The sequence below is a fragment of the Arthrobacter pascens genome (assembly GCF_030816475.1).
Lineage (GTDB): Bacteria > Actinomycetota > Actinomycetes > Actinomycetales > Micrococcaceae > Arthrobacter > Arthrobacter pascens_B.
Window position 1 is genome coordinate 2,897,182 of record NZ_JAUSXF010000001.1, and the last position, 26,699, is coordinate 2,923,880.

Consider the following 26,699-nt stretch of genomic DNA (forward strand, 5'->3'; position numbering starts at 1 on the left):
TCCATTGAGTGTACGAAACAGCCCCGGCCTATGGCTAAGAGTGTGACTGGATTATGACTTTCCGGGGCGCGGCCTGCCAGACCGGACGCGCCGCACCCGGGACTATGCCCCGCTCACTTCCCGGAGCTCACTGCCTGGAGCGCCGCCTTGGCCGCCCGGAAACCCGCTTCAAGGTCAGCAAGGATGTCATCGATGTGCTCGATTCCCACAGACAGGCGGACCAGGCCCGGCGTGACGCCGGCAATGGCCTGCTGCTCCGGGGAGAGCTGGCTGTGGGTCGTGGACGCCGGATGGATGACCAGGGACCTGACATCGCCGATGTTCGCCACATGGCTGTGCAGCTCCAGGGCATCCACAAACCGCTTGCCGGCCTCGGCACCGCCGGCCAGGTTGAACGCCACCACGGCTCCCGTACCCAGGGGACCGTACTTGCGTCCACGCTCATACCAGGGGCTGGAGGGAAGGCCCGCGTAGGCCACTGATTCGACGTCGTCCCGAGCTTCCAGCCACTGCGCCACCGCGACGGCGTTCGCTACGTGCCGCTCCACCCGCAGGCTTAGGGTCTCCAGTCCCTGCGCTATCAGGAAGGCGTTGAACGGTGACACCGCAGAGCCCAGGTCACGGAGCAGCTGGACCCTGGCCTTGAGGATGTAGGAGAGGTTGGCCCCGAGTGCACCATCGGCGCCGAGGTCACGGGCGTAGACCAGGCCATTGTAGGTGGGGTCCGGCGTATTGAAGCCGGGGAACCGTTCCGGGTCCTTCCCGAAGTCGAAGTTGCCGGAGTCCACAATCACTCCGGCGATCGCCGAGCCGTGCCCGCCCAGGTATTTCGTGGCGGAGTGGACCACAATGTCAGCGCCCCACTCCAGCGGACGGATGAGATAGGGGGTGGAGAGCGTGTTGTCCACCACCAGCGGCACGCCGGCCTCGTGGGCGGTCCGGGACACTCCCTCAATATCCAGGACGTCCTGGCGCGGGTTGGATACCACCTCCGCGAAGAACAGCTTGGTGTTCGGCTGCACCGCCGCACGCCACTGATCCAGGTTGTCCGGGTCCTCCACGAACGTCACCGAAATGCCGAACTTTTTGAGCGTATGCCCCAGCAGGTTGTAGGTACCGCCATAAAGGCTGGGGCTGGCTACGACGTGGTCTCCGGCCTCGGCGATGTTCAGGATGGCAAAGGTTTCGGCAGCCTGCCCCGAACTCAGCAGCAGGGCAGCGAGTCCGCCTTCAAGACTGGCGATCCGCTGCTCCACGGCGTCCTGGGTAGGGTTTCCGATGCGCGTGTAGATCGGTGCCAGCTCGGCCAGTGCGAAGCGGTTGGCAGCACTTTCGGCACTGGGGAAGACGAACGACGTCGTCTGGTAAATCGGGAGGGCACGGGCGCCGGTGGCGCTGTCCGGCTCCTGCCCGGCATGGATCTGGCGGGTTTCAAAAGACCATCCGTCGGACATTCAAGGCTCCTTTGACATGGGCCCGGGAATGCTGGGTATGCCACGGGCCGCGCTTGCCATCCGGCCGTTGTCGGACAGCCAGGTCCTCATCCGGGGCACCCCGCCGCGCGGAGGGTTGCCGGCCAGCCAGCCGGGGCTTGGCGCTGGCACTCATGACCTGCGTTCAGTGTAGGAAGTGCCGCGCCGCCCGGGACAACATTGTGACGAACATTGTCGGCGCGGATCCGCCGGGGCCGGAGGAAAGGCGAATGTCCACTCATGACAATGGCGGCTTTTAGTAAGGGTACCCTTAGCTGAGAGCCGCATCACAAGATGCCAAGATGATGGCATGCGCATGGATCACGTCTCTTACGCCTGTGAACACGATGGCCTGGCTGCCACCACCGATCGTATTTCGTCCGCCCTCGGCGTTGAAGCCGTGAAGGGCGGCGTACACCCCCGTTTCGGAACCCGGAACATGATCATCCCGCTCGCGGGCCACAAATATGTGGAAGTTGTTGAAGTCCTTGACCACCCTGCATCGGACAAGGCCCCTTTCGGCCAAGCCGTCCGTGCACGTTCCGCAGCCGGCGGCGGATGGATGGGCTGGTGCGTCGAAGTGGACAGCCTCGCCCCCTTCGAACAGCGACTGGGACGGGCCGCCGTCAACGGCAACCGGAAATTCCCGGACGGCCGCGAACTCGTCTGGAAGCAGATCGGGATCCTCGGCCTTATTGCTGACCCGCAGGTTCCGTACATGCTGAAGTGGGAAGGCGATCCCGCCCTGCACCCGTCCAACGCCTACCCCAGCAACGTCAAAATGTCCTGCCTGACCATTGCCGGTTCGGCCGAGCGGGTTACCGAGTGGCTGGGCGAGCCCGTTGAGAGGCCCCTTGAGGACGTGGCGGTTAAGTGGGTGGCTCCGCATGGAACCCCCGGTATCCTGTCTGTCACTTTCGAAACCGCCACCGGAGCAGTCGTTATCTGATTGTTCTCCATCTGATTATTCGCCGGCCGGTCTCCCCCCCGGCCGTGACTATCCGGGCCATGATGCCCCGGATAGCTGTCTAATCTTCGGCCGCCATCAGCGGGTGCCAACGACGTCACCTACCGATGGCGGCCGAATTACTTTAAGACGCATTGTCTTTGGGTCAGCCCAGGCCCACTGCCCTGCCGAAGAGGCTGAAGCCCACGAAGGCCACGATGTCCAGCAGTGAATGGGCGATGACCAGCGGCATCACGCGCTTGGTCCGGGTGTAGAGCCAGGCGAAGACCACTCCCATCACGGCATTGCCGATGAACGGTCCGAAGCCCTGGTAGAGGTGGTAGCTGCCGCGCAGCATGGAGCTGGTGAAGATAGCCAGCGGCATGCTCCAGCCGAATTTCCCGAAGCGGTCCAGGAGGTAGCCCACCACGATGACTTCCTCCACCACGGCATGCCGCACCGCCGACAGGATGAGCACGGGAACTGTCCACCAGTAGGAATCGAGGGCGCTGGGGATGATGGCCGTGGTGATGCCGAGGGCCCGGCCGGCGGCATACAGCCCCAGGGACGGAATGCCGATCACGGCGGCAAGGCCCAGGCCCTGCAGGAAGTCACGTCCGGGTCTGTCAAAGTTGAATCCGAGTTTCCGGAAGGCGGAGCCGCTGTGCAGCCCCTCCCCCGCGCCCGGCTGCCGCTGGTCCGTCAGGAAGAAGATGACCAGCAGCACCGGTACCAGGGCGAAGATGATGTCCAGCAGCTGGTAGGTGAGGTCGAAGTACTCGCGGGTGCTTTGCGACGGGTTCAGGGTGGAGGTGCCCTGCGCCAGAGGGGCGCGCGTCATCTTGTCCAGCAGCTGCACCACCGAATAGACGGCGGACTGCCCCAGGGACAGTCCCAGTACTATCCAGACTTCAATGCGCAGACGACGGCGTGAGGGAACCAGCATGTTCCCATCTTGCCTGCAGTTTCTGGTTCTTTGCTGGTTGCCGGGCAACCTCGCAGTGCACGGCTTTCCCAGGACCAAAGGCTCCGCGGGCTGCACATATGCTTGGGGCTTATGAGTGCGCCCGGGAAAATCATCATGATCCGGCACGGCCAGTCCGCCGCCAACGCCGATACGTCCATCTACAACAGGGTGCCTGACTACCGGATCCCGCTGACCCCGCTGGGCGCGGAGCAGGCCAGGGCCGCCGGCGAACACATCCGGAGGGAGCTGGACGGCCGCCAGGCGTGCGTCTACGTGTCTCCCTACCTGCGGGCCTACCAGACCCTTGAGGCCCTCGATCTGGGCAACCTCACCGAAAGAGTGATCGAGGAACCGCGGCTCCGCGAGCAGGACTGGGCAAACTTCCAGATCAGCGGTGACATCGAGGACCAGAAGGAACTCCGCAACGCTTACGGCCACTTCTTCTACCGATTCCGCGAAGGCGAGTCCGGGTCCGACGTCTACGACCGGATTTCCTCGTTCATGGAAACCCTGTACCGGCACTGGTCCAAGCCCGACTACCCGCCGAACACCCTCCTGGTCACGCACGGGCTGACGATGCGACTGTTCTGCATGCGCTGGTTCCACTGGTCCGTCGAGTATTTCGAGTCACTCAACAATCCGGACAACGCCGCCGTCAGGACGCTGGTCCGCACCGAGCTGGACAAGTACGAACTGGACATCCCGTTCAGCCAATGGGTGGACCGCAGGGTGGACGAAACGGTACTGGATGCTCCTCCGGTTGTCTTCTAACCGCCGGCTTTCCAACCACCGGCCTTCCGGCCCCCGGACTTTCCCGTGCCTTCAGTCGGTGTGCGGCGCGACGATGACTTCCGTGCCCGAAGCCTCGAAGGCTGCCTTGTCCTTGGCCGATATCCCCGCATCAGTGATCAGCCGGGTGAATTCGTAACCGTCCATCGTGGCGAAGGCCCGGACGCCCACCTTGGAAGAGTCAGCCAGCACGTAGGAGACCCTGGCCCGGCTGGCCAGGAGGGCGTTCACGGACGCCTCGCCTTCTCCGGTGTTGGTGGGCCCCACCTCGGGGTCGATGCCGTTGACGCCGATGAAGGCTATGTCCAGGACCACCTTCTGCATGATGATGTCGGTGTACGGACCCACGAGTTCGTAGGAGCGTGGATTGAGGATTCCGCCGGTCACCATGACTTTGATGTTGGGCCGCACGGCAAGCTGGCCTGCGATGTTGATGGCGTTGGTGACAACGGTCAGCGTGGGCTGGTTGGAGGGCGAGTTCAGGTCCTCCCGGGTGGCAAGGATCTGGGCCAGCGCGGTGCTGGTGGTGCCGCCGCAAAGACCGATCACGGCGCCGGGGGCAATGAGCTCCGAAGCTGCCCGGGCGATCTCTTCCTTGGCCTGCGCATGGTCGTCGCGGTTGTACCGCCCGGGAAGGTCGTAGGCCAGGGCTCCTGTGGTGGCGCCGCCCCGGGTCCTGGTCAGGAGCCGCCGTTTGGCCAGGCTGTCCAGGTCCCGCCGCGCAGTAGCGGGCGAGACGCCAAGGGTGCCGACGATCTCCTCCACTTCCACCTGGCCGGTTTTGGCCAGGAGGTCAAGGATGGCGGTCAGGCGGTCGGTGCGGGTCATGCGGGCCTCTCAACGTCGGAAGTCATCCAAAAGTGACGTTTTCTGATCATAACAGAGACCAAACAATCATGTAACGTCATTTTGTCAGCTGTGCTTGCTGTAAGTCAGCGCTCCCGAACTCCTGCCCGCCACACAGCGTACGTGAGCGGCATCCCCGGACGGTAGGCGAGGTGGGTGGCCGATGGCGCATTCAGCATGTGCAGGTCCGCGCGATGGCCGACGGCGAGGGAGCCCACCGCCCGTTCGCCGTCGTCGTCGTGCCCGGTGTCCCGGTGCAGCGCCAGGGCACCGCCGTACGTCGCTGCCCGCACGGCCTCATGGACGCTCAGCCGCATCTGCAGCACGGCCGTTGCCACGCAGAACGCCATCGAGCTTGTGTTCGAAGTGCCCGGGTTGCAGTTGGATGCCAGGGCCAGCTGCACGCCCGCGTCCAGGAGCCGGCGTCCCGGGGCAAGCGGCTGCCGGGTGGAGAGGTCGCACGCGGGAAGGCAGGTAGCCACGGTGCCGCGGGTTCCCGTGCCGGCTGCCGGATCCCAGCCGGACCAGGTGCCGGCCAGCGCCGCCACGTCGCCGTCGGACAGGTAGTTGACATGGTCGACGCTTGCCGCGCCGAACTCCACGGCGAGCCGCACCCCCGGGCCTTCGCCCAGCTGGTTGCCGTGGACGCGCAGTCCCAGCCCGGCGTCGCGGCAGGCCTGCAGGACCCGGCGGGACTGCGCCTCGCTGAAGGCGCCTTCCTCGCAGAACACGTCCGCCCAGCTGGCATAGGGGCGGACGGCGTCCAGCATGGGCCCGCAGACCTCTTCCGTGTAGGCGTCGGCATCCGAGCCGGCAGGGACCAGGTGCGCTCCGAGGTAGGTCACCTCATCGGCAATGGTGGATGCGATCCGGGCGCTCCGGGCCTCGTGCTCGGCATCCAGTCCGTACCCGGTTTTTGTTTCGATGTAGGTGGTGCCTTGGGATAAAGCCTCGGCCACCCTGCCAATGGCCAGCCTGGTGAGATCGAAATCCGAGGTGCGGCGGGTGGCGTCCATGGTCACGGCGATGCCTCCCGCCGAGTACGACTCGCCGGCCATGCGGGCCTCGAACTCGGCGGTCCGGTCTCCGGCGAAGACCAGGTGCGTGTGCGAATCCACCCAGCCGGGCAGCACTGCGCGGCCGCCTGCGTCCACGGCGTCATCGGCCGCGGGGGCGCTTCCGGCCGCCCCGATCCAGGCTATCCGTTCACCGTCAATCACCACCGCGGCGTCCCTCAGGACCCGCTGTTCCAGGTCCTGGGTCATCAGCTCGGCAATATTGGTGATCAGGGTGCTCATGAAACCATTCTTCAGCGCCGGATGGACCAGCGGGCGGCGGCGAGCGCCTGCTCTGTCCGGGATGCCGGACGGTGTCCCGGTTCCCGGGCCTGTCCCGCCAGGATCTGGGCGGCCGCCAGCTCGGCCATGGCCGCGGAGGTCTGGAAACCGTAGCCGCCCTGGCCGGCGAGCCAGTAGAACCCCGGAGCCTCGGCGTCGAACCCTGCTACCGGGATGCCGTCCGCTGCCTCGGTTCGGAGTCCTGTCCACGCTCTCCGCACACCGCGGATGCCGAGGGTGGTCACCTGGTTGAGCCGTGCGACCAGGCGTTCGACGTCGCCGGGCCTGGGCTTCGCGTCCTCCGGTCCGCTGGGTACCGCCTCCGACGGCGACACGAGGACGTCGGTGCCGTCACGGCGGAAATAGAAGGAGTTATCCGCGGCAGCCACCATGGGGCAGTGTTCCGGCAGCGGATGTTCGACGCCGACAATAGCCGCCGTGCGCCGGTACGGCTGCAGTCCGAGCTTCTCCACCCCGCTGATCACCGCGAGCTCGTCTGCCCAGGCACCGGCGGCGTTGACCAGGACTCCGGCCTGGAACGCTTCCTGCCCTGCGCCGATCTCCCAGCCGGAGCCGAGCCGCTGGGCGGAGTGCACCCGGGCGCCCGTGATGATGTCCGCTCCGGCGGCCTCCGCCCGCTGCCGGTGGTCAGCCAGCAGCAGGGGTGTGTTGCAGGCAAAGGCCCCCGTGTCCAGGCCCGCCGCCGAGAATGATTCGGGGACCAGCGCCGGGCACAGTTCCAGTGCCTCGGCATGGGAGATGGGGCGCATGTGGCCGCTGGCTTCGGCCCTGACGCCGTCCTCACTACCGATGAGCATGAAGCTGCGCGGCGTCAGGACAGGCTCGGGCAGTTCCGCGTCCCGGGCGGACATTAGTTCCAGCGTGCGCACTGTCAGCTCCTGGACCACCGGAGGGCCGTAGCTGGGAATCAGGTTCCGGGCGGAGCGGGAGGACGTGTGGTAGGCCAGTTCCTGCTCCGCTTCCACCAGCGCCACATTGCAGCTGGGTGCGAGAGCCGATGCCAGGGACAGGCCGGCAATGCCGCCGCCCACAATCAGGACGTCGTAGTGTGCTGTCATGGCTCCATCCTTGCAGAGTCACCCGCTGGCAGTTGCCGTTCGGCTGCCGGTTACCTGTGCCGCGGCCGGGTCAGGCGGCCACTGCCGCGCGGCTGGCGACGAAGGCACCCACGCACGCTTCGACGTCGTCCGCCGAATGCGATGCCGAAAGCTGCACCCGGATGCGGGCGGCGCCGCGCGGGACAACCGGAAAGCTGAAGGCGGTGACAAAGACGCCATGCTGCAGCATCCGGTCGGCGACCTTGGCGGCCAGCACGGCGTCACCGAACATCACCGGAACGATAGCGTGTTCGCCGTCCAGGAGTTCGAACCCTTCCTCGGTCATCCGGCGCCGGAACAGCCCCGCATTTTCGAACAGCCGGCCGCGCAGCTCGCCGGAAGTTTCCACCAGGTCCAGTGCCTTGATGGTGGCCGCAACGATGGCCGGGGCCAGGGAGTTGGAGAACAGGTAGGGGCGGGCCTTCTGCCGGAGCATGGACACCACTTCGCGGCGCCCGGATACGTAGCCGCCGGAGGCTCCGCCGAGCGCCTTGCCGAACGTTCCCGTGTAGATGTCCACGCGCCGTGATACGCCGGCATGTTCGGGTGTCCCCGCTCCGGTGGCGCCCATGAAGCCCACCGCGTGGGAATCGTCCACCATGACCAGGGCGTCGTGCTTTTCCGCAAGGTCGCAGATGGCTTCCAGCGGCGCCAGGTAGCCGTCCATGGAGAACACCCCGTCCGTCACGATGATCTTGCGCCGGGCAGGTGATTCCCCGGTGGACGCCTCAACGAGTTTCGCTTCGAGGTCTGCCATGTCCCGGTTGGCGTAGCGGTACCGCCGGGCCTTGCAGAGGCGGATGCCGTCAATGATGGACGCGTGGTTGAGCGCGTCGGAGATGACCGCGTCTTCCGGTCCGAAGAGTGACTCGAACACCCCGCCGTTGGCGTCGAAGCAGCTGGAGAACAGGATGGTGTCCTCCGTGCCCAGGAATCTGGAGACCCTGGCCTCCAGTTCCAGGTGCAGGTCCTGGGTGCCGCAGATGAAGCGGACGCTCGCCATGCCGAAGCCCCGCTCGTCCATGGCGGACTTGGCGGTCGCGATGATGTCCGGATGGTCGGCCAGGCCAAGGTAGTTGTTGGCGCAAAAGTTCAGGACGCTGGCGCCCGGCTGCCCGATCTGCCCTGCCGTGACGTGGCTGGACTGCGGTGAATTGATGCTTCGTTCGGTTTTGAAGAGCCCGGCGGAGCGGATTTCTTCCAGCTCTGCTTGCAGCTGGTCCTTGATCGTCGTGTACATGGTGCTCCTTAGAATTCGGTCCAGTTGAGGACAACTTTGCCGCCCATGCCGGCACGGGCAATGTCAAAGCCTTTTTCCCACTCAACGGCAGGAAGCGTGTCTGTGACCACGGCCGAGACGGCCGCGTGCAGTGCGGGGTTGGAGGACAGCATGGCGCTCATGGCGTACCAGGTCTCGAACATCTCCCGGCCGTAGATGCCCTTCAGGGTCAGCATGTGGGTGACCACCTTGCCCCAGTCGATGGTGATCGGCTGGCTGGGCAGGCCGAGCATGGCGATGCGGCCGCCGTGGTTCATGTTGTCGATCATCTCAGGCAAGGCCGTGGGGTGGCCGGACATTTCCATGCCGATGTCGAAGCCTTCCCGCATGCCGAGTTCCCGCTGCGCATCCCGGACCCGCGTAGTGGACACGTCAATGGCAAGGTCCACGCCGAGCTGGCGGGCCAGTTCCAGGCGGGGCTTGGATACATCGGTAATGGCGATCTTGCGGGCACCGGCATGCCGGGCTACGGCGATGGCCATGAGGCCGATGGGCCCCGCGCCGGTGATCAGGACGTCCTCGCCCACCAGCGGGAAGCTCAGGGCGGTGTGGACAGCGTTGCCGAAAGGATCGAAGATGGCACCCAGTTCCGGCGTGACCGAGGGATCGTGGTGGACCCAGACGTTGGTTTCGGGGATCACGACGAACTCGGCGAAGGCGCCGTCGCGCTGCACGCCCACGCTGACGGTGTGGATGCACATCTGCCTCCGGCCGGCGCGGCAGTTGCGGCAGATGCCGCAGACAACGTGTCCCTCGCCCGAGACCCTGTCACCCACCTTCACGTCGCGGACGCCGGTGCCTGTTTCCACCACTTCGCCGTAAAACTCGTGGCCGGGGATGAGCGGCGCCTCGATGATGCCCTGCGCCCAGGCGTCCCACGACTGGATGTGGAGGTCGGTGCCGCAGATGCCTGTTGTCATGACACGGATCTTGACCTCGTCCGGGCCTGCCTGGGGCTCCGGCCGGTCCACCAGTTCGAATCCGGCCTGCGGACCGGCCTTATATAGAGCCTTCATCGGCTTCCTCACTCTAGAAACGCTGAACCTTCGGCATGTGCTGCCCGTCCCATTACAGCGAGTAAGACGCGTTAGCACAACATCAATCTTCTCAATCGACGATGTAGGCAAAGCTAAATAGTAGAGTGGCCTGATGGAAATTCATCAGCTGGAGATTCTCCGCGAACTCGGGGCCCTGGGGAGCGTCAAGGCCGTGGCGGAAACGCTCATAGTCACCCCTTCTGCCGTTTCCCAGCAGCTGGCCCTGCTGCAGCGGAGCGTCGATGTCCCGCTGACCCGCAAGGAGGGCCGGAACCTGGTACTCACCGAAGCCGGGCAGGTACTCGCCGACGCAGGCGCCGCCGTCGTCAGCGCCATGGCCGACGCGAGGACAGCGATCGGCGCGTACCACGGTTCTCCGGCCGGCCCCGTGACGGTCAGCGGCTTCCACAGTGCCGGGCAGGCGCTCTTTGCACCCCTCGCCAGGATGCTCGACGCCCCCGGCCAGCCGCGGCTCCAACTGTCTGACGAGGACGTAGCCCAGCAGGACTTCCCCGCGCTCACCGCCCGGTACGATCTGGTCTTGGCGCACCGCATGGACCACAGCCCGCGCTGGCCGGAGGAAAGGGTCGCCGTGATCCCCCTGGCCCACGAGCCGCTGGACGTCGCACTGCCGGCCGGACACCGGCTGGCCGGCCAGGCCGCGGTGACGGCTGACGACGTCGTCGGTGAACCCTGGGTGACCAGCCACACCGGCTACTCTCCCTCGGACGTGCTGTCCGCCGTCGCGGCCGTCTCCAGCAAGGAAGTGAATATTGTCCACAGGATCAACGACTACTCCACCGTTGCCGCTTTGGTGGCGGCCGGGGGCGTGGTGGGCCTGCTCCCGCGCCATACGGCCAGGCCGGTTTTGAATCCGGACATCGTGCTGAGGCCCCTGGAAGGCATCAGCACCCGGCGGCGGATCGACATCCTGGCACGCCCGGAGAACCTGAAGCGCCAGTCCGTCATGATCGTCTGCGAGGCGCTGCAGGCCATCATGACCGGGCTCGTGCAGGGCAGTTGAACGCCGCAGCACCCAAGTAGGTAGCAGCAGGTGTCGTTATGGACGCTCAAAACGACACCTGCTGCTACCTAGTTGGGAAATAGGGACCCGGTTCTGTTGTTCGTTCAGCCGTTGTTGGGCTTCCCCGGCGCTTGGCCGTGGCCCCTGCCGTGGCCCGGGCCCTTGCCCAGTCCCAGGCCGTTGCCGTGTCCCGCCATGGCGCCTTCCACCAGCCGGCGCGCTGTGACGTCGCTGCCGTTCTTGACGCCGGAAATGCTGACAGTGTTACCGGCAGCGATGTCCTTGATGGTGGCCTCTGAAGGCTTCAGCCGCTTTCCGTCGTCGCCCTTTGCCGGGCTGCCGTCAGCAGCCGGTGCGGGGACCTTGACGATCCTGGTTTCGGCGTTGACGGCGTACGTCTGGGTGAAGCCGTCCTCGCTCTTGACCGTGACAGAGGACTCACTCACCGCGTCAACGGTTCCCCGCTGATTCACCACCGTTTCAAATGTGCCGTCGCTCTTCTTCACGACGCTCTCGCCGTGCAGGTGCTGCGGGCGCTGCGCTTTGGCGGCTTTGGCTTTGTCCTGCCCGTTGGCCTTTCCTGAGGCGGAGTTCGACGGCGAAGGAGAGGGCACGTCTGTGGCCGACCAGGCTATGGCCACCCCCGTCCCTGTCAGTGCCAGTGCCACCGCCCCGGCCAGCAGTGCTTTGCGGATTCTCAGCGGCTCTCGGACTGACATGGCGATCCCTCTCGCGGTGCAGGGCACCTGCGCCCTGGGAATTTCAGTCTACGGCCGGGAGTACAGTCCTGAACACGAGTACTTTGCGGGGGCTGACGTGAGTACTTAAAGCCAAGTGGGTCACAGTTAATGTCGTTATGAGGGCTCAAAACGACACTAACTGCGACCCAGTTGGGTTAAAAAGGTACTCAGGCGTTGACGCCCAGCTTTTCCAGTATCAGTTCCTTGACACGTCCCGCGTCGGCCTGCCCGCGGGTTGCCTTCATCACGCCTCCCACGATGGCCCCGATGGCCTGGAGCTTCCCGTTGCGGATCTTGTCCGCGATGTCAGGCTGCGCGGCGAGGGCGGCGTCGATGGCTTCCAGCAAGGGCCCATCGTCCGAGACCACGGCAAGCCCGCGCTTGTCCACGATCTCCGACGGGGTGCCCTCGCCGGCGAGCACGCCGTCGAGCACCTCGGTGGCCATCTTGTTGTTGATCTTGCCGTCCTCCACCAGCTTGGCCAGCTCAACGATCGTGGCGGGCTGGACGCCCAGCTGGCCGGGATCGACGTCGGCGTTTTTGGCCCGGCCCACTATCTCGCCCATCCACCACTTGCGTGCCACGGAAGCGGAAGCACCGGCGGCGATGGTCTCCTCGATCTCGACCAGGACGCCGGCGTTGACCACGTCGCGGAATTCCAGGTCGGAGTAACCCCAGTCCGCCTGCAGCCGCTTGCGCCGGGCAGCGGGCGGCTCGGGCAAGGTGGCACGCAGTTCCTCGACCCATTCACGCGAGGCAACCACCGGAACAAGGTCAGGCTCCGGGAAGTAGCGGTAGTCATCGGCGTCGGACTTGGGGCGTCCCGAGGTGGTGGTGCGGGTGTCCTCATGCCAGTGGCGGGTCTCCTGGACCACGGGGATGCCGGAGTCCAGGACGGCGGCGTGCCGCTGGATTTCGTACCGGACGGCGTGTTCGACGGCGCGGAGCGAGTTGACGTTCTTGGTCTCCGAGCGGATGCCGAACCGTTCGCGGCCGTGCGGGCGCAGCGAGACGTTCGCGTCGCAGCGCACGTTGCCGCGTTCCATCCTCGCGTCGGAGACGCCCAGGTTCTTGACGATCTCGCGCACGGCGGCCACGTAGGCCTTGGCGAGTTCGGGGGCCCTGGAACCGGCTCCCTCGATCGGCTTCGTGACGATTTCCACGAGCGGGACGCCGGCACGGTTGTAGTCCACCAGCGAGAAATCGGCGCCCTGGATCCGGCCGGTCGCGCCGCCCATGTGGGTCAGCTTGCCGGCGTCCTCCTCCATGTGGGCGCGTTCGATTTCCACCCGGAAGACTGTCCCGTCCGAGAGTTCGACGTCCAGGTAGCCGTCGTACGCAATGGGTTCGTCGTACTGGGAGGTCTGGAAGTTCTTCGGGGTGTCCGGGTAGAAGTAGTTCTTCCGGGCGAAGCGGCAGGCCTCGGCGATCTTGCAGTTCAGTGCCAGGCCGATCTTGATCGAGGATTCCACTGCGGTCTTGTTCAGCACGGGCAGGACGCCGGGCATGCCCAGGTCCACCTCGTTGACGTTGGTGTTGGGCTCATCACCGAAGACGTTGGGCGCGGAGGAGAACATCTTGCTCTTGGTGTTGAGCTCCACGTGGACCTCGAACCCCAGCACGGGATCGTACTTCTCCATGGCCTCTTCAAAGGTCAGGATTGCATCAGTCATCAGTGTGAACCTCCGTGGGCCGGGACGGCGCCAGCCGTGGAAACAGTAAGGTCGGGGGCCGTCAGTGAGTGGGCCGTGAGAGAGGGCGCACGGTCCAGGAGCGGCCCGCCCCACTTCGCTTCAAGCAGGGATTCCAGGACAGCACCCACCCGGTACAGGCGGGCATCCTCACGGGCCGGGGCGAGCAGCTGGATGCCGACCGGCAGCCCGTCCTCGTCGGCCAGTCCGCCCGGCAGTGACAGCCCGGGGACGCCGGCAAGGTTGGCAGGGATGGTGGCGACGTCGTTGAGGTACATCGCCAGGGGGTCATCCAGCTTCTCCCCCAGCTTGAAGGCCGTGGTGGGGGCCGTGGGCGAGATCAGGACGTCGGCCACCGTGAAGGCGGCGTCGAAGTCGCGCTGCACCAGGGTGCGCACCTTCTGGGCAGAGCCATAGTAGGCGTCGTAGTAGCCGGCGCTCAGGGCGTAGGTGCCCAGGATGATGCGGCGCTTGACCTCGTCGCCGAATCCGGCGGCCCGGGTGGCCCCCATGACCCGTTCGATGGTCATGGGCCCGTCCTCGGGCAGGACACGCAGGCCGTACCGGACGCCGTCGAACTTGGCCAGGTTGGAGGAGGCCTCCGACGGCATGATCAGGTAGTAGGCGCCCAGGGCGTACTGGAAGTTGGGGCAGGAGACCTCAACAATCTCTGCGCCCGCCTCCTTGAGCAGCTCCAGGGAGTCGTTGAAGCGGTTTTCGACGCCGGCCTGGTAGCCCTCGCCGTGCAATTCCTTGATGATGCCGATCCGCATGCCCTCGACATTTCCGATCCTGGCTGCCGCGACGAGGTCCTCCAGGGGGTCGGGCAGGGAGGTGGAGTCGAAGGGGTCGTGCCCGCCGATGACCTGGTGCAGGAGCGCCGAGTCCAGGACTGTCCGTGTGACCGGTCCGATCTGGTCCAGCGAGGAGGCCATGGCGATGGCTCCATAGCGGGACACGCTGCCGTACGTGGGCTTCACGCCCACGGTGCCGGTAACAGCACCGGGCTGGCGGATGGAGCCGCCGGTGTCCGTGCCGAGGGCCAGCGGAGCTTCGAAGGCGGCGACGGCGGCTGCCGAACCGCCACCGGAGCCGCCGGGGATCCGGTCCAGGTCCCAGGGGTTCCTGGTGGGACCGTAGGCTGAGTGCTCGGTGGAGGAGCCCATGGCGAATTCGTCCAGGTTGGTCTTGCCCAGGATGGGCATCTTGGCGTCGCGCAGCCGCTTGACCACGGTGGCGTCATAGGGACTGTGCCAGCCCTCGAGGATCTTGGAACCGGCCGTGGTGGGCTGGCCGATGGTGACGATGAGGTCCTTGACCGCGATCGGAACGCCCGCCAGCTCGTGGAGCTCCTCGGCAGCGGCGCCGCCGGCAGCGCGGATGGCGTCAACCTCGGCCGCGACAGCGAGCGCTTCCTCCGCGTTGACGTGCAGGAACGCGTGGACGCCGCGGTCACCGCCGTCGACCTCTGCGATCCGGTCAAGGTGCGCCTGCACCACCTCGACGGAGGTGATTTCGCGGGCTGCGAGCTTCCGGGCCAGCTGGGCTGCGGACAGGCGGATGAGCTGGTTGCTGTTGGTTTCAGTCATCGTGTCTTATTCCTCATCCAGGATTGCCGGGACCTTGAAACGGTTCTCAACAGAATCGGGAGCTCCCGAGAGCGCCTGTTCAGCGGTGAACGTGTGGCCCACGACGTCCTCGCGGAACACGTTGCTCAGCGGAATCGGGTGGGAGGTTGCCGGGACGTCGTCACCGGCGGCTTCACTCACTGATTTGACCGAATCAACGATGACGGCCAGTTCGCCGGCCATCCTGTCCAGCTCTTCAGCATTCATCTCGATGTGAGCGAGCCGCGCGAGGTGCGCGACGTCGTCACGGTTGATCGCAGCCATGGATCTCCCCTGCAAGTTCGAATTGTTTTCCGAACCAGTCTAGTGGGGAAACGTCGGTGCCCGTCTGACGACCCCCAGCGGGCGTCAGACGGGCACGTCGGTGCCGTGGTCCCGGCCACGAGGGCCGGCCACAGGCAGCTCAAGACTAGCCGATGCCGATGGCTCCGGTCAGCATTCCCACGCCGAGCATGACGAGGGAAATGACTGCTGTGCGCCACAGGACTTTCTTGTGGTGGTCACCGAGGTCCACCTTGGCCAGGGACACCAGCAGGAGGATGGCCGGAACCAGCGGGCTCTGCAGGTGGAAGGGCTGGCCGGTGATAGAGGCCCGTGCCATCTCGGCGGCGCTGATGCCATAGTGTCCTGCGGTCTCGCTGAGCACCGGAAGGACGCCGAAGTAGAAGGCATCGTTGCTCATGAAGAACGTCATGGGAATGCTGAGTACGCCGGTGATGACAGCCATGAACGGACCCATGCTGGACGGGATGATCTGGACGAGCCATGCGGACATGGCCTCGACCATTCCGGTGCCCTTCAGGACACCGGTCAGGACTGCAGCTGCCATGACCATGCTGACCACGGCCACGATGGACGGCGCGTGGGCAATCAGCTGGGCACCCTGCTCCTTGACCCTGGGAAAGTTCACCAGCAGGGCGATGGCGGAACCCACCATGAACACAAACGGCAGGGGCACCAGGTTGGCGACGAGCATGACCATCATGGCGACCGTCAGGCCGAGGTTGAACCAGATCAGCTTGGGCCGGAGCGTGCTGCGGTTGGGATCCAGGGCGGTGTCGGCCATGGCGGTATCGCGCTCGTCCACGAGTGTTTCGGTGCGTTCGAGGACAGCTACTCCGGATCCTTCCGGGGAGAAGCCGCCGACGGCGGGGGTTCCGTTTCCGGGCGTGCGTGACCCCCTGCTTCCGGTACCGGCGGAGGAAGCGGCTGAGCCGCCGTCGAACTTTTCAGCAGTTTCCGGCGTTCCCCAGATTTCAGGGGCGGTGGCGCGGAGCCGGTTACGTTCCTGCAGGCCCAGCAGCCAGGCGAAGGCAAACACCACAACCAGGCCGGCGATGAGGGACGGAACCATGGGAACGAAGACGTCATTGACGTCGATCTTCAGGGCAGTGGCTGCGCGGGCCGTGGGACCGCCCCACGGCAGGATGTTCATGGTGCCGTTGGCCAGGCCGGCCACGCAGGTCAGGACCACGGGGCTCATCTTCAACCGCAGGTATACGGGCAGCATGGCCGCCGTGGTCAGGATGAACGTGGTGGAGCCGTCGCCGTCCAGGGATACGGCCGCGGCCAGGATGGCCGTGCCCAGCACCACTTTGGCGGGGTCGTTGCCCAGCTTGCGGAGAATGAACTTCACCAGCGGATCGAACAGGCCGACGTCGATCATCAGGCCGAAGTAGATGATGGCGAACATCAGCAGGGCGGCCGTGGACGTCATGGACTTCATCGAATCCAGGACCATGTCCCCGATGCCGAGCCCGGCGCCCGCAAAGAGGCCAAAAATAGTAGGGACAATGATGAGCGCCAGGACTGGCGTCAACTTCTTCGTCATGATCAGCACCATGAATACCGCGATCATGGCGAATCCAAGTAATACCAGCACAGCCGGCTCCTTCTTGTGAACGGCGCCACAACGGTGTGACGCGTGCTACAGACGTTATAGTGGCGGCCGTCACGGCAGTGCCTTTGGTTCAATTGATTGGCATACTGCTTGTTGGGAGCATTTTGCGCATTGTGCTCACGCGGGCCCGATGCCCTGGAATCAAGGAGGATCATGCAGCGTTCCGCGCCCCGGCCGCCCTTGCGGTTCTCCACCCAGACCCTTCTCCTTCAGCTCGGGGTGGTCCTTCTGGTGGTTCTGCTCAGCGCCACCGTCCATGCCTGGCTGACCTATGACAGGGTGGGCCGGGAAGCGGAAAGCCAGGCGCTCACGCTGGCACGGGCCGTCGCTTCGGATCCGTCCGTGCAGGCTGATGTCCTGGCCATCAGTGAACGGCCCGGGACTCCCCCGCCGTCCGAACTCCGTACGGGACCGCTGATGGGGGTCGCCGAGGGAGCCCGAATCCGCACCGGGGCACTTTTCGTCGTCATCACCGACGAGACCGGCCTGCGGCTGGCGCATCCCGACCCGGAGCGCCTGGGCGAGAAAGTCAGCACCGATCCTTCCGAAGCACTGTCCGGCCAGGAGATCACGACCCGGAACACCGGCACGCTGGGCCCCTCCGCCGGCGCCAAAGTGCCCGTGTACGCCCCGGGCACCAGCAACGTGGTGGGCGAGGTGAGCGTCGGCTACTCCATGGAGACCGTGGGCCAGAGCGTGGCACGGGACATCGGTCCTGTAGCGCTGACCGCCGCCGGGGCGCTGCTGGCCGGTGTCCTGGCGTCCTTCCTGCTGCGGCGGCGCCTGCAGCGGCTCACCCTGGGTCTGGAGCCGGAAGAGATCAGCACCCTGGTCCACGATCAGGTCGCCGTGTTGCAGGGCGTGGACGACGGCGTGATCGGCGTCTCCGCAGACGGCAGGATCAGCGTGTTCAACGCAGCCGCGCAACGGCTCCTGGGGCAGCCTGACCTGTCCGGAACACCGTGGGCCGACGCGCCGGTTCCGGAGCAGCTGAAGTCCCTGACACGGCCCGATGCGGGCGAGGCTGATGCCCAGGAGCTGGTGGCAGGCGGGCGTGTGCTGGTGGCCAGCGCACGGAAGGCGCTGCACCGGCGTGAGGACCTGGGCTGGGTGGTGATGCTTCGCGACCGCACGGAGTTGCAGCAGCTCACCCGGCAGCTGGACGCCGTGGGGACTATGTCCACGGCCCTGCGGGCCCAGCGCCACGAGTTTGCGAACCAGCTTCACACCATCGCCGGTTTCATGGGAATGGGCCAGCACCAGCAGGCGCGGGAGTACCTGGCACGGCTGGCGGCCACAGGCCCGCTGAAGTTCCCGGTGGACCAGGCAGAGCTGCTCCAGGACCCCTACCTTCAGGCCTTCGTGGGTGCCAAAGGCGTGGAGGCCGACGAACGCGGCGTCTCGCTGCGGATCGGCCCGGAGACCCTAGTCCGCGGCCAGGTCACCGAACCCCAGGACGTGACCACGGTGCTGGGCAACCTGATCGACAATGCCGTGAACGCCGCCGTCGTCGGGTCGGCGCCGGAGCGGTGGGTGGAAGTGGAAGTCCTGGATGAACCGGACGACGACGGCGGGACCCTGCACATCGTCGTCGCGGACTCCGGCGACGGGCTGGGGACCGCAACGGATCCCGAGGCAGTTTTTGCCGAAGGCTTCACGACCGCGTCCGGTCCCGTCGCAGCAGGTTCCCTCCGGGCGGGCGGTGGCCAGGGGCTGGGGCTCGCGCTTGCGCGTCAGCTTGCCCGCCGGCGCGGCGGGGACGTACGGGTCCTGGAGCCGGGCTCCAAGGGCGGACCGGGGGCGGTATTCATGGCATCGCTGCCGCATACGACGGCCGGCAGCCAGGGCGCAGGACGTCCGGCCGCTGATCGCGGCGTAAAGGACTTCGCTGGAAAGGACACCGATGACTGAGGATTTCCGGGTGCTGATCGTGGACGACGACTTCCACGTTGCCAAACTGCACGCAGCCTATGTGGATTCGGTGGGGGGATTCCTGGCCCTTGCGCCCGTTGGCTCGGCGTCGCTGGCGCTGCAGGCCATCCACAGCCTCCGCCCGGACCTGGTCCTGCTGGATGTCTACCTGCCGGACGCGTCGGGCCTTGACCTGCTGCAGCAGCTCGACGTGGACACCATGATCCTGAGCGCGGCGTCGGACGCCGCCTCGCTCCGAACGGCCTTCCGCCGCGGCGCCCTGGGATACCTGCTGAAGCCGTTCACGGCCGAGTCCCTCTCGCAGCAGCTGCGCTCCTATGCCCGGTACCGGCGCATCCTGGGCCAGCCCGGGGTCCTGGACCAGGACTCGGTGGAGCGCGCGAAACGGGCGCTGATCCCGGGCGACGTCACGCCGTCGGCTAAGCCGCGTTCCGCGACGGAGGCTGCCGTGCTCGAATCGCTGGTTCCCGGCGAGCAGTACTCGGCGACGGAAGTGGCCACCCGAGTGGGCGTCTCCCGGGCCACGGCGCAACGGTACCTGTCCTCGCTGGCCGATGACGGCGCCGTCGATATCCAGCTGCGCTACGGGACCACGGGCCGCCCGGAACACCGTTACGGCCTCCCGGCCAAGTAGCCGCACCCCGCCCCCGGCACCCTCCCCCGGCCCCAGGGAGACGGGGCGCAGCAAGGGACTATCTGGCGCTCTTCTGGGCCACCAGCTCGATTTCGACCAGCATCTTCGGGTCAAGGAACGGGAGCACATGCACCAGGGCAAGGGTGGGGCGAATGTCGCCGAAGACCTCGCCGTGGGCACGGCCGGCCTCTTCCCATTTGCTGATGTCCGTCACGTACAGCTTCGACTGCACGACGTCCTCGAAGCTGAACCCGGCATCGGCCAGGACGGCCCCGAGCTTCTTGAGGATGTACTGCGTCTGGGTGTAGAAGTCATCACCGACGATGCCGTCCTCACCACTGGCGGCCGTGGCGGAGATGTAGAGCGTGTTGTCCACCTGGACGGCCCGGGAATAGCCGAGGGTCTGTTCCCAGACGGAGCCGGTGCCGAATGTTTTGCGCATGGTGGGCCTTTCAGTGCTGAAATGAGTCGGCACCACTTTAGGGTGGCTAAACCTCCAGCCGGTAAACCTGCAGCTTTGTGTCGGTGCCGGGCACGAACCAGTCGCGCTCTGGGACTCGCTGGAACCCGGCTTTCCTGTACAGGCCATGGGCGCTCTCCCAGGTCCTGCCCGTGGTGAGGGCCACCGCTTTGGTGCCCTCCAGCGACTTCGCATGCTCGATGACGGCATCCAGCATCGCCTTGCCGGCCCCGCTGCGCTGCACCGCGGGATCCACCACGAGCATGCGGAACTCGAGCTCGTCCTCCAGTGCGATGTCAGCATACGGCTCGCCGGCAACGGCCAGGGTCACCGAACCCACCACCTTGCCGTCCCGCTCGGCGACCCAGACGGTCGCTTTGCCAGCCCGTCCCGCTACGTCCTGGATCTGCAGCATGTACGGGTGGTCCGGGCTGTCGAAGTGGCCTGCCGCCAGGTAGGAGTCCCGCGTGATCCGGGCAACGGCGTCGAAATCGGCTTCGACGGCGGGACGGATGATTATCTGCTGCTGCACGCCACAATGCTAGCGCCGGCCGGGGCAGGCAAACCGTGAAACAGTCCTTTCCGTGATTGAACTATCACACCTGACCACTCCACACCGCTCCACGCAGGGTGAACCCGCGTGACGTCCTGCGGCGCTGAGTTACCTGTCATTGCGGGGGTTTGCGGGGCGTTTCGGCAGACGTCAGCACCGCTGGCGGGCTTGTCCAGCGGTGTGGTTGATTGTCCTCATCCCGCTCGCACAGGACCACGCAAAGGAGGATTCGGTGCCCAAATCCATGCCGGCCGAATCCCTTCGCAGCCACCAACGAATAGATTCCAACGCCTAGATTAAGGACACCTGACATGGGCACTGCTCAACGAAAACTCCACCTGAATGCCTTCCTGATGAGCACCGGGCACCACGAGGCCTCATGGCGGCTGCCCGAAAGTGATCCGCTGGCCGGCACGGACATCCGGCATTACCAGAACCTTGCGCGCATAGCGGAGCGCGGAACCTTCGACTCAGTCTTCTTCGCCGACTCCCCCGTGATCTTCGGAGATGTGGGGCGCAGGCCTGCCGGAAAGCTCGAACCAACAGTCCTCCTGACAGCCCTGGCAGGTGCCACGGAAAAGATCGGGCTGATCGCCACGGCATCCACCACATACAACGATCCCTTCAACCTTGCCCGGCGCTTCGCCTCGGTGGACGTCGTCAGCGGAGGACGGGCCGGCTGGAACGTGGTGACCACAGCCGGGCCTGATGCGGCCCGCAACTTCGGGGTTGACGACCAGCCCGCCCACGCTGCGCGGTACGAGCGCGCCGCGGAATTCCTGGACGTGGCGGGGAAGCTGTGGGACAGCTGGGATGACGACGCCGTCGTGGCGGACAAGGAATCAGGGGTCTGGGCTGACGCGGACCGGGTCAGGCCCATTGACCATGAAGGGAAGCATTTCAAAGTTCGCGGGCCCCTTAACGTTCCGCGCTCCCCCCAGGGTTACCCGCTGATCGTTCAGGCAGGTTCTTCCGAGGACGGCAAGGACTTGGCCGCCCGGTACGCCGAAGCCGTCTTCACTGCCCAGCAGACGCTCGAGGACGCCCAGGCTTTCTACTCGGACCTGAAGGCGCGGACTGCTGCCGCCGGCCGGGACCCGGAAGGAATTAAGATCCTTCCCGGCATCGTTCCGGTCATTGCGTCCACTGAAGCGGACGCCAGGCGGCTGGAACAGGAGCTTGACGACCTGATTAAGCCTGAATACGCGAGGGCCCAGCTGGCAAAGACCCTCAGGGTTGCCCCTGAGGAGCTCGCCCTGGACCGGCAGCTGCCCTCGGATCTTCCGTCCGAGGATTCCATCGAGGGAGCCAAGAGCCGGTACACCCTGATTGTGGAACTGGCCCGCCGGGAAAGGCTGACGGTCCGGCAGCTCATCGGGCGGCTCGGCGGAGGTCGCGGACACCGGACCTTTTCGGGAACCCCGGAGCAGGTAGCGGATGCGATCCAGCTTTGGTTCGAGAACGGCGCCGCTGACGGCTTCAACATCATGCCCCCTGTGCTCCCCGCGGGCTTGGAGATTTTCGTGGACCACGTTGTTCCCGTGCTCCGGGCCAGGGGCCTCTTCCGCACCGAATACTCGGGCAGCACGCTTCGGGAACACTACGGCCTGGAGCGGCCGTTGAACCGTTACTCCGGCGCGCTCGCGGGACTGACGGCATGAAACCCCAGCTGAAGCTGAACCTGTTCACCCGTCCCGGCGGACTGCGCCGCCGGAACCGATAAACAGGAGTGCCGGGCCGGGTCTCAACAGCCCTGTCCGGCACCCTTCGCTCACTCCAGCGGAAAGCGGCCGGAGAACTCGATGCTTCCGGCGCAGGTCCAGGCCGCCAGCCGTTCGTCATCCGACGGCCCGCCGTCCAGGGGGCTGGTAAGCCTCGGCCTGCGCACCCAGCAGCCGGCTTCCTCGGCAATCAGCGCGCCGGCGGAAAAATCGTGCTCGTTGAGTCCGCGCTCGCCGAAGGCGTCATGGGTTCCGTCAGCCACCATGCACAAGTCAAGGGCGGCGGAGCCCAGGCGGCGGACGTCGGCGAAGCCATCCATCAGCCCGCCGAGCAGCTGCGCCTGCTCGGCCCGGACACGGGGATCGTAGCTGAAGCCGGTGGCCAGGATCTGACCGGTACGCCCGGCCACCGGGCCTGCCAGGCGCGTCAGGCTGCGCTCCTGCTGTTCCAGCCAGGCACCCTGTCCCCTCGACGCGTAGTAAACGCGTCCAAGCGCAGGCGCGTTCACGACGCCGGCCTGCCACGCGCCGTCGGGATCCACCACCGCCACGGACGTGGCGTAGTAGACGATATTCCGGATGAAGTTGGTAGTGCCGTCCAGCGGATCGATGGACCAACGGTAGCCGCTGGGCAACTCCGGAAGGGTGGTGCCGTGTTCCTCGCCCGTGATGGTATCAGCCGGCCTTGCCGCAGCTATGATGTCCCGCACAGCGTTCTCGGCAGCGATATCGAAGGCTGTTACCCAGTCCCCCGCTTCACCCTTGTTGCTGACATCCAGCGCGGCGCTGTTCCGGGCGGACAGGACGGCGGCGCCTGCAGCAGCCGCCGCCTTGGCTACCTCGAGCAGCTCCGCCGGATCCGGCTTCATTCGGAACCGCCCAGGGCATCCGATACGGCTGCAGCTTCCTCCGGGCCACCGGCATCAGGGGCCTTGGCGGGACCGTTCGCCAGCAGTTCCCGGAAGCCGTCCTCATCCAGCACGGGCACGCCCAGCTGCTCCGCCTTGTCCAGCTTTGTCCCCGCGTTCTCGCCTGCCACGACGTAGCTGGTGTTTTTGGACACCGATCCGGCCGCCTTGCCGCCCCTGAGCAGGATGGCCTCCTTGGCTTCATCGCGGCTGAAGTTCGGGAGCGACCCGGTGACCACGATGGTCAGGCCTTCAAGCGTGCGCGGCATGGATTCGTCGCGCTCGTCCTGCATGCGGACCCCGGCGGCAGCCCAGCGGTCGATGATCTCGACGTGCCAGTCCTCAGCGAACCATTCCTTGAGCGCGGCCGCAATGGTGGGCCCAACGCCGTCCACCCCGGCGAGCTCCTCCTCGGACGCCTGCCGGATAGCCTCCATCGTGCCAAAGGCATTGGCAAGCGCGCGTGAGGCCCGCGGGCCCACGTGCCGGATGGACAAGGCCACGAGCACCCGCCACAGCGGCTGGGTCTTGGCTTTTTCGAGTTCCCTGAACAGCTTCTCCGTGTTGGCTGTGGGCCTGGACGGTGACTTGGCAGTTCCCTTGCTGTAAAAGTATGGAACCAGTTCAAACTCGCCGGTCGGCACGCCCTTGGATCTCTTTTCACGCCGGATCCGGACATCGGCCAGGTCCTCGGGGGTGAGGTCAAACAGGGCCGCTTCCGAAGTCAGGGGCGGTACTGCCGGCTCGGCCGGCTGGGTCAAGGCGATGGCGGCTTCCCAGCCCAGCGCCTCGATATCGAAGCCTCCGCGGCCGGCCAGATGGAAGACCCGCTCCCGCAGCTGGGCCGGGCAGGACCTGGCGTTGGGGCAACGGATGTCCACATCCCCTTCCTTAGCCGGGGCAAGCGGTGTTCCGCAGGAAGGGCATTCGGCAGGCATGACGAAGTCGCGGACCGGCGGCTGCTGCTGATCCCGCAGGGCGAGCACCGGGCCCACGATCTCGGGGATCACGTCGCCGGCTTTGCGCAGGACCACGATGTCGCCGATTTTCACGCCTTTGGCCTTAACTACATCCTGGTTGTGGAGCGTGGCCATCTCGACTGTGGAGCCGGCAACCTTGACCGGCTGCATCACCCCGTACGGGGTGACACGTCCCGTGCGGCCCACGTTGACGGCGATGTCCAGCAGCTTGGTGTGGACTTCCTCCGGCGGGTACTTGTAGGCCACCGCCCAGCGCGGCACCCGGGACGTGTAGCCCAGGGACCGTTGGGTGGCATAGTCGTCGACCTTGATCACAATGCCGTCGATTTCATGCAAAAGGCTGTGCCGCTTGTCGCCGTAGCGCTTGATGAATTCGAGGACCTCCGGGAGTCCGCCGAGGACCTCGTAGTAAGGACTGACGGGCAGCCCCCATTCCTTCATCTGCTCATACGTTGCGGACTGGCTCAGGGTTCCGAGGCCTTCCCGCGCACCGATTCCATGCACGAACATCCTGAGTGGCCGCTTGGCCGTTTCGGCGGGGTCCTTTTGCCGGAGGGAGCCGGCCGCCGCGTTGCGCGGGTTGGCCAACGGCGCTTTGCCCGCGGCGATGAGCGCGTCGTTGAATTCGGCGAAAGCTGTTGAGGGGATGAACACCTCGCCCCGGACTTCCATTTCGGCGGGGAAACCGGTCCCGGACAGCTCCTGCGGGATTTCCTTGATGGTCAGCACGTTGTGGGTGATGTCCTCGCCCGTGGTGCCGTCACCCCTGGTGGCCGCCCGGATGAGTTTCCCGTCCCGGTACAGCAGGTTGACCGCCAGGCCATCAATCTTCAGTTCCGTTAGCCAGGCCGGCGGCATTCCGCCGTTACCTATCTTGGCGATGCTGGCCGTGGCTTTGTCGAGCCAGGCTTCAAGCTCTTCCAGGGAAAAGACGTCCTCGAGGCTGTACATCCGCTGCAGGTGTTCGACGGCGGCAAACGCGGAGGAAACCTCGCCGCCCACCTCCTGGGTGGGCGAGTCGTTGGCCACCAGTTCCGGGTGGAGTGCCTCTATCTCCTCTAGGCGCCGGAACAGTGCGTCGAACTCGGCGTCCGAGACCAGGGCGTTGTCCTCCTGGTAGTAGGCGAACCTGTATTTCCTGACCAGGTCAACCAGGTTCTCGTATTCCTCGCGCACTGACCCCGACGGCACCACCTCCGGTTCCGTGAATTCCTCTGTCCGGGTTGCTGTCTCTTCGGCGGGGCCTGGTGCTGTGCTCACAGACCTATCTTGCCCTACACCCCGGACATTCTGCTGGCACTTCGCTGACCACGGCAGTAACAGGCGGGGTTAGTGGGAGGAGCGGCGGTTCCGGCCCCACCAGGCAAAGGACACGCCGCTGAGACCAACCAGCAGCACGCCGGCAGTAACAGGCAGCAGCTTTTCATTGCCGGGACCTGGTCCGTCATGGGTGGATGAGGCCGGCGTCCGGGTGGGATTTGCGGACTTCACGATCGGCTTGTTCCAGTTCGATTCCGCTGACGGGCTGTCGGTGGACGAAGCGCCCGGGGCGCCAGCGGTCCCCTGGGCGGAAGGCGTTGCGGCAACGCTTGGTTCCGGCGCCACGCTCTGGACCGGCACAGGGACAGGAGCCGCCGGTGGTGCGGGTGGTGGTGGCGGTGTCTGCGTGGGGACGGCGGGCTGCCCGGTACCTGGCGGATCCGGCGACGGTTTCGGCTCGGGTTTCCGCTGGATGTCCGGGGTTCCAGGATCGCCGGGACCCTGGGCAGGCGTGCTCTGGCAGGACGCCGCGCAGGTAGCTGTGGGGTCAGCCGTGGGGGATTCCGAAGTCACTGCCGCCGCCGCTGACAGGCCCATCGAGATCGCCAGGACCGCAGCTCCGGCTGCCGCGGAAGCCGCGCGAAGTACGGATGAGGGCAGGGTCATGGCTACCTTTTTCGACGGCGCGCGGCCCCCACCGCAATGAACTCATGTTCCCCGGTAGTCTGCTACAACTCGCTGCGGGGCAGCAAATCCCGGGATTCACGGGCGGGCACGGCCGGAAACGGCCCGTTGGTTGGTTCCGGTGTGCGGCGACCGGGCCGCCTCAGTGCATGAAGTGGCGGTTCCGGCTCCACCACGCGAAGGCCAGGCCTGCGAGGCCAACCAGCAGCACGCCCGTCATGATGGCCGGCAGCCCGGGGCTGCCGAAGCCCGGACCGTCGCCCCTGGACACTGCGCCGGCCCGTGTGGCCTCTGAGGATTTGGAGATCGGCTTGTTCCAGTTCGACTCCGTTGAGGGGCCTGCCGTGGACGCAGCGGTCCCCGGGGTACCGGCGGTGACGTCCAGGGACGGCGTCGCCACCACGAGGGTCGGGCTTGGTTCCGGAGCGTGGGTGGCTGAAGGTGCCGCGGGCTGGGGCGGCGGAGGCGCGGGGGCCGGCGGTTTTACCGGCGCGGAAGGTTCCTGCACTGTCGGTTTCGGGCTGGGACTGCGTGGAACCTCGGACGGGGATTCGGACGGGACCGGCAGGCAGATCAGTCCACAGGTGGGTGGAGATTGCGGCGTTGCGGCGATTGCGGGCGACATTCCGGAAAGGCCGACCGAGAGCGCCAGAACTCCAACTGCAGCCAACGCTGCCATAGCGAAGAGCACGTACGGGGATCGGGTCATGAATACCTTTTCGAGAGCGCGCGGCCCCCTCCGCACCGGACTAGTGTCCCCGGTAGTCTGCTACAGGTACTCCGACTGGCTGGC

General features: G+C 66.0%; 24 protein-coding genes and 1 riboswitch. Of the genes, 7 read left to right on the forward strand and 17 right to left on the reverse strand.

Annotated elements, in window-relative coordinates; translation table 11 throughout:
- Positions 1-113: 113 nt before the first annotated feature.
- Positions 114-1,454 (reverse strand): bifunctional o-acetylhomoserine/o-acetylserine sulfhydrylase, encoded by a 1,341-nt coding sequence (locus QFZ40_RS13345; RefSeq protein ID WP_306904938.1) that lies wholly within the window; start codon positions 1,452-1,454, stop codon positions 114-116.
- A 44-nt stretch (positions 1,455-1,498) separates the two neighbouring features.
- Positions 1,499-1,612: riboswitch (SAM riboswitch) on the reverse strand.
- 170 nt (positions 1,613-1,782) lie between these two features.
- Between QFZ40_RS13345 and QFZ40_RS13350 the strand changes: the two genes are divergently transcribed.
- Complete coding sequence (locus tag QFZ40_RS13350; protein WP_306904939.1) at positions 1,783-2,421, forward strand: VOC family protein; 639 nt, start codon at positions 1,783-1,785, stop codon at positions 2,419-2,421.
- A gap of 163 nt (positions 2,422-2,584) precedes the next feature.
- Here the strand turns inward: QFZ40_RS13350 and QFZ40_RS13355 are convergent, their stop codons facing one another.
- On the reverse strand, positions 2,585-3,364 hold the full coding sequence (locus tag QFZ40_RS13355; RefSeq protein WP_306904940.1) for a CPBP family intramembrane glutamic endopeptidase: 780 nt from the start codon (positions 3,362-3,364) through the stop codon (positions 2,585-2,587).
- Positions 3,365-3,475: 111 nt separating this feature from the next.
- Here QFZ40_RS13355 and QFZ40_RS13360 point away from each other — a divergent pair, with 111 nt between their 5' ends.
- A complete protein-coding gene (locus QFZ40_RS13360) occupies positions 3,476-4,156 on the forward strand; it encodes a histidine phosphatase family protein (RefSeq protein WP_306904941.1) in 681 nt (226 codons plus the stop codon).
- A 51-nt stretch (positions 4,157-4,207) separates the two neighbouring features.
- Here QFZ40_RS13360 and QFZ40_RS13365 read toward each other — a convergent pair whose 3' ends face one another.
- The 5 genes from QFZ40_RS13365 to tdh form a co-directional block, all read right to left on the reverse strand.
- Complete coding sequence (locus tag QFZ40_RS13365) at positions 4,208-5,002, reverse strand: DeoR/GlpR family DNA-binding transcription regulator (RefSeq protein WP_306904942.1); 795 nt, start codon at positions 5,000-5,002, stop codon at positions 4,208-4,210.
- Between the two features lie 104 nt (positions 5,003-5,106).
- Complete coding sequence (gene hutI / locus QFZ40_RS13370) at positions 5,107-6,318, reverse strand: imidazolonepropionase (protein ID WP_306904943.1); 1,212 nt, start codon at positions 6,316-6,318, stop codon at positions 5,107-5,109.
- 11 nt (positions 6,319-6,329) lie between these two features.
- Positions 6,330-7,436 carry an NAD(P)/FAD-dependent oxidoreductase gene (locus QFZ40_RS13375; protein WP_306904944.1) on the reverse strand — a complete coding sequence of 369 codons (1,107 nt, stop codon included), beginning with the start codon at positions 7,434-7,436 and terminating at the stop codon, positions 6,330-6,332.
- 70 nt (positions 7,437-7,506) lie between these two features.
- Positions 7,507-8,715 (reverse strand): glycine C-acetyltransferase, encoded by a 1,209-nt coding sequence (locus tag QFZ40_RS13380; RefSeq protein ID WP_306904946.1) that lies wholly within the window; start codon positions 8,713-8,715, stop codon positions 7,507-7,509.
- An 8-nt stretch (positions 8,716-8,723) separates the two neighbouring features.
- Positions 8,724-9,770: an L-threonine 3-dehydrogenase gene (gene tdh, locus QFZ40_RS13385; RefSeq protein ID WP_306904947.1), complete on the reverse strand. Its 1,047-nt coding sequence runs from the start codon at positions 9,768-9,770 to the stop codon at positions 8,724-8,726.
- A 133-nt stretch (positions 9,771-9,903) separates the two neighbouring features.
- On the opposite strand from tdh, the gene QFZ40_RS13390 reads away from it, so the two are divergent.
- Entirely contained in the window at positions 9,904-10,815 is a 912-nt protein-coding gene (locus tag QFZ40_RS13390; protein WP_306904948.1) for a LysR family transcriptional regulator, read from the forward strand.
- Between the two features lie 104 nt (positions 10,816-10,919).
- Here the strand turns inward: QFZ40_RS13390 and QFZ40_RS13395 are convergent, their stop codons facing one another.
- From QFZ40_RS13395 to QFZ40_RS13415, 5 genes are all read right to left on the reverse strand, one after another.
- A complete protein-coding gene (locus QFZ40_RS13395) occupies positions 10,920-11,534 on the reverse strand; it encodes a hypothetical protein (protein ID WP_306904949.1) in 615 nt (204 codons plus the stop codon).
- A gap of 188 nt (positions 11,535-11,722) precedes the next feature.
- Positions 11,723-13,231 carry an Asp-tRNA(Asn)/Glu-tRNA(Gln) amidotransferase subunit GatB gene (gene gatB, locus QFZ40_RS13400; protein WP_306906922.1) on the reverse strand — a complete coding sequence of 503 codons (1,509 nt, stop codon included), beginning with the start codon at positions 13,229-13,231 and terminating at the stop codon, positions 11,723-11,725.
- Positions 13,228-14,835, reverse strand: a complete 1,608-nt coding sequence (gene gatA / locus QFZ40_RS13405; protein WP_306904950.1) for an Asp-tRNA(Asn)/Glu-tRNA(Gln) amidotransferase subunit GatA — start codon at positions 14,833-14,835, stop codon at positions 13,228-13,230. The genes gatB and gatA overlap by 4 nt, the downstream gene beginning before the upstream one ends.
- 6 nt (positions 14,836-14,841) lie before the next feature.
- Positions 14,842-15,138 (reverse strand): Asp-tRNA(Asn)/Glu-tRNA(Gln) amidotransferase subunit GatC, encoded by a 297-nt coding sequence (gene gatC, locus QFZ40_RS13410; RefSeq protein ID WP_306904951.1) that lies wholly within the window; start codon positions 15,136-15,138, stop codon positions 14,842-14,844.
- 145 nt (positions 15,139-15,283) lie between these two features.
- Complete coding sequence (locus QFZ40_RS13415) at positions 15,284-16,756, reverse strand: CitMHS family transporter (RefSeq protein WP_306904952.1); 1,473 nt, start codon at positions 16,754-16,756, stop codon at positions 15,284-15,286.
- A gap of 171 nt (positions 16,757-16,927) precedes the next feature.
- Here QFZ40_RS13415 and QFZ40_RS13420 point away from each other — a divergent pair, with 171 nt between their 5' ends.
- The gene (locus tag QFZ40_RS13420; protein ID WP_306904953.1) at positions 16,928-18,685 is read left to right on the forward strand and encodes a sensor histidine kinase; all 1,758 of its coding nucleotides are present in this window, start codon (positions 16,928-16,930) and stop codon (positions 18,683-18,685) included.
- Positions 18,678-19,340: a response regulator gene (locus QFZ40_RS13425; RefSeq protein WP_306904954.1), complete on the forward strand. Its 663-nt coding sequence runs from the start codon at positions 18,678-18,680 to the stop codon at positions 19,338-19,340. The genes QFZ40_RS13420 and QFZ40_RS13425 overlap by 8 nt, the downstream gene beginning before the upstream one ends.
- Before the next feature lie 58 nt (positions 19,341-19,398).
- Here QFZ40_RS13425 and QFZ40_RS13430 read toward each other — a convergent pair whose 3' ends face one another.
- Both QFZ40_RS13430 and QFZ40_RS13435 read right to left on the reverse strand, forming a co-directional pair.
- Positions 19,399-19,782: a RidA family protein gene (locus QFZ40_RS13430; RefSeq protein WP_306904955.1), complete on the reverse strand. Its 384-nt coding sequence runs from the start codon at positions 19,780-19,782 to the stop codon at positions 19,399-19,401.
- Between the two features lie 46 nt (positions 19,783-19,828).
- Positions 19,829-20,332, reverse strand: a complete 504-nt coding sequence (locus tag QFZ40_RS13435) for a GNAT family N-acetyltransferase (protein ID WP_306904956.1) — start codon at positions 20,330-20,332, stop codon at positions 19,829-19,831.
- Between the two features lie 332 nt (positions 20,333-20,664).
- On the opposite strand from QFZ40_RS13435, the gene QFZ40_RS13440 reads away from it, so the two are divergent.
- Complete coding sequence (locus QFZ40_RS13440; protein WP_306904957.1) at positions 20,665-22,014, forward strand: LLM class flavin-dependent oxidoreductase; 1,350 nt, start codon at positions 20,665-20,667, stop codon at positions 22,012-22,014.
- A gap of 110 nt (positions 22,015-22,124) precedes the next feature.
- Here QFZ40_RS13440 and QFZ40_RS13445 read toward each other — a convergent pair whose 3' ends face one another.
- Both QFZ40_RS13445 and ligA read right to left on the reverse strand, forming a co-directional pair.
- Complete coding sequence (locus QFZ40_RS13445) at positions 22,125-22,943, reverse strand: inositol monophosphatase family protein (protein ID WP_306904958.1); 819 nt, start codon at positions 22,941-22,943, stop codon at positions 22,125-22,127.
- On the reverse strand, positions 22,940-25,222 hold the full coding sequence (ligA, locus tag QFZ40_RS13450) for an NAD-dependent DNA ligase LigA (protein ID WP_306904959.1): 2,283 nt from the start codon (positions 25,220-25,222) through the stop codon (positions 22,940-22,942). The genes QFZ40_RS13445 and ligA overlap by 4 nt, the downstream gene beginning before the upstream one ends.
- 166 nt (positions 25,223-25,388) lie before the next feature.
- Here ligA and QFZ40_RS13455 point away from each other — a divergent pair, with 166 nt between their 5' ends.
- Positions 25,389-25,928, forward strand: coding sequence for a hypothetical protein (locus QFZ40_RS13455; RefSeq protein ID WP_306904960.1), 540 nt, complete (start codon positions 25,389-25,391; stop codon positions 25,926-25,928).
- Positions 25,929-26,048: 120 nt separating this feature from the next.
- On the opposite strand, the gene QFZ40_RS13460 is transcribed toward QFZ40_RS13455, so the two are convergent.
- Complete coding sequence (locus QFZ40_RS13460; protein ID WP_306904961.1) at positions 26,049-26,615, reverse strand: hypothetical protein; 567 nt, start codon at positions 26,613-26,615, stop codon at positions 26,049-26,051.
- Between the last annotated feature and the right edge of the window lie 84 nt (positions 26,616-26,699).

Bases quoted from the DNA above. Each gene is read 5' to 3' on its own strand.
- QFZ40_RS13345 (WP_306904938.1), bottom strand. From the start codon at position 1,454: ATGTCCGACGGATGGTCTTTTGAAACCCGCCAGATCCATGCCGGGCAG.
- QFZ40_RS13350 (WP_306904939.1), top strand. From the start codon at position 1,783: ATGCGCATGGATCACGTCTCTTACGCCTGTGAACACGATGGCCTGGCT.
- QFZ40_RS13355 (WP_306904940.1), bottom strand. From the start codon at position 3,364: ATGCTGGTTCCCTCACGCCGTCGTCTGCGCATTGAAGTCTGGATAGTA.
- QFZ40_RS13360 (WP_306904941.1), top strand. From the start codon at position 3,476: ATGAGTGCGCCCGGGAAAATCATCATGATCCGGCACGGCCAGTCCGCC.
- QFZ40_RS13365 (WP_306904942.1), bottom strand. From the start codon at position 5,002: ATGACCCGCACCGACCGCCTGACCGCCATCCTTGACCTCCTGGCCAAA.
- hutI (WP_306904943.1), bottom strand. From the start codon at position 6,318: ATGAGCACCCTGATCACCAATATTGCCGAGCTGATGACCCAGGACCTG.
- QFZ40_RS13375 (WP_306904944.1), bottom strand. From the start codon at position 7,436: ATGACAGCACACTACGACGTCCTGATTGTGGGCGGCGGCATTGCCGGC.
- QFZ40_RS13380 (WP_306904946.1), bottom strand. From the start codon at position 8,715: ATGTACACGACGATCAAGGACCAGCTGCAAGCAGAGCTGGAAGAAATC.
- tdh (WP_306904947.1), bottom strand. From the start codon at position 9,770: ATGAAGGCTCTATATAAGGCCGGTCCGCAGGCCGGATTCGAACTGGTG.
- QFZ40_RS13390 (WP_306904948.1), top strand. From the start codon at position 9,904: ATGGAAATTCATCAGCTGGAGATTCTCCGCGAACTCGGGGCCCTGGGG.
- QFZ40_RS13395 (WP_306904949.1), bottom strand. From the start codon at position 11,534: ATGTCAGTCCGAGAGCCGCTGAGAATCCGCAAAGCACTGCTGGCCGGG.
- gatA (WP_306904950.1), bottom strand. From the start codon at position 14,835: ATGACTGAAACCAACAGCAACCAGCTCATCCGCCTGTCCGCAGCCCAG.
- gatC (WP_306904951.1), bottom strand. From the start codon at position 15,138: ATGGCTGCGATCAACCGTGACGACGTCGCGCACCTCGCGCGGCTCGCT.
- QFZ40_RS13420 (WP_306904953.1), top strand. From the start codon at position 16,928: ATGCAGCGTTCCGCGCCCCGGCCGCCCTTGCGGTTCTCCACCCAGACC.
- QFZ40_RS13425 (WP_306904954.1), top strand. From the start codon at position 18,678: ATGACTGAGGATTTCCGGGTGCTGATCGTGGACGACGACTTCCACGTT.
- QFZ40_RS13430 (WP_306904955.1), bottom strand. From the start codon at position 19,782: ATGCGCAAAACATTCGGCACCGGCTCCGTCTGGGAACAGACCCTCGGC.
- QFZ40_RS13440 (WP_306904957.1), top strand. From the start codon at position 20,665: ATGGGCACTGCTCAACGAAAACTCCACCTGAATGCCTTCCTGATGAGC.
- QFZ40_RS13445 (WP_306904958.1), bottom strand. From the start codon at position 22,943: ATGAAGCCGGATCCGGCGGAGCTGCTCGAGGTAGCCAAGGCGGCGGCT.
- QFZ40_RS13460 (WP_306904961.1), bottom strand. From the start codon at position 26,615: ATGACCCGATCCCCGTACGTGCTCTTCGCTATGGCAGCGTTGGCTGCA.